The organism is Olleya sediminilitoris (assembly GCF_016785945.1).
Classification (GTDB): Bacteria; Bacteroidota; Bacteroidia; order Flavobacteriales; family Flavobacteriaceae; genus Olleya; species Olleya sediminilitoris.
This window is the reverse complement of sequence record NZ_JAEMEF010000030.1, coordinates 1-1,062: the sequence shown is the minus strand read 5'-3', so window position 1 is coordinate 1,062 and position 1,062 is coordinate 1. Positions and strand designations below refer to the sequence as shown.

Sequence of the window (1,062 nt, the reverse complement as noted above, 5' to 3'; positions counted from 1 at the left end):
GATGTATTATGTAATAGTGAAGCTACTGGTAGTATTGATATCTCTGTAACTGGTGGTACTGCGCCTTATTCTTATATCTGGAACGATACTAATAATACAACTACTCAAGACTTAAATAATGTTATTGCTGGTGCTTATAATGTAACCATTACTGATGCTAATGGATGTACAACAACTATAAGTGATACCATTTCTGAACCTGCTACTCCACTTAGTTTAAATATTACTAAAATTGACGCTACATCTGCTCAAGGTTGTAATGATGGACAAGCTACTGCTATTGTATCTGGTGGAACTGCTGGATATACTTACCTATGGAGTGCTTCGGCTAATAACCAAACAACTGCTACTGCTAATAACTTATCAGAAGGAACTCACTCTGTTACCATTACTGATGCTAATGGCTGTCAAATCACGCAAAGTATTGTTATACTATGTGTTAATACTTGTGATGCTGAAATTAATATTGATACGATAACCAATGTACTTTGTACTAATGAAAGTACTGGTGCTGCTACTGTATCGGCTAGCTCTGATGCTAATCCTAATGCGACATTTACTTTTACTTGGTCAAATGGTCAAGTGAATGCTGGTGTAACCTCTAGTACTTTAGATAATCAATCGGCTGGTGTATATTCTGTTAGTGTGACCATTGATGGAACGGTTTGTCAAGCGGTTGAAGAAACTATATCTATTACAGAACCTAGTAATGTGCTTGATGTAACTGCTGTTACAACTGATGAATCTGGTCCTGCTACTGGTGACGGTACTGCAACTGCTACTGCTACTGGTGGTGTACAACCTTACCAATACACTTGGTCGCCTGATGGTCAAAATACTAATCAAATTACTGGACTTAGTGCTGGAAACTATACTGTAACGGTTACTGACGCTAATGGATGTACTGATACCGTTACTGTAACCGTTAATCCTGGGTCTTGTAATAACCTATCTGTGACTGGTACTTCTACTCCTGCGGTATGTTTTGGTCAAAGTAATGGAACTATTAATGCTACTGTAACTGGTGGCTCTGGTGACTTTACTTATGCTTGGGATACTATT

1 protein-coding gene is annotated in these 1,062 nt (G+C 38.1%); it reads left to right on the top strand.

Features of this window, described 5'->3' with window-relative positions; genetic code table 11:
- On the top strand, nucleotides 1-1,062 hold a 1,062-nt coding region (locus tag JAO71_RS15700), incomplete at both ends, for a SprB repeat-containing protein (protein ID WP_203001725.1).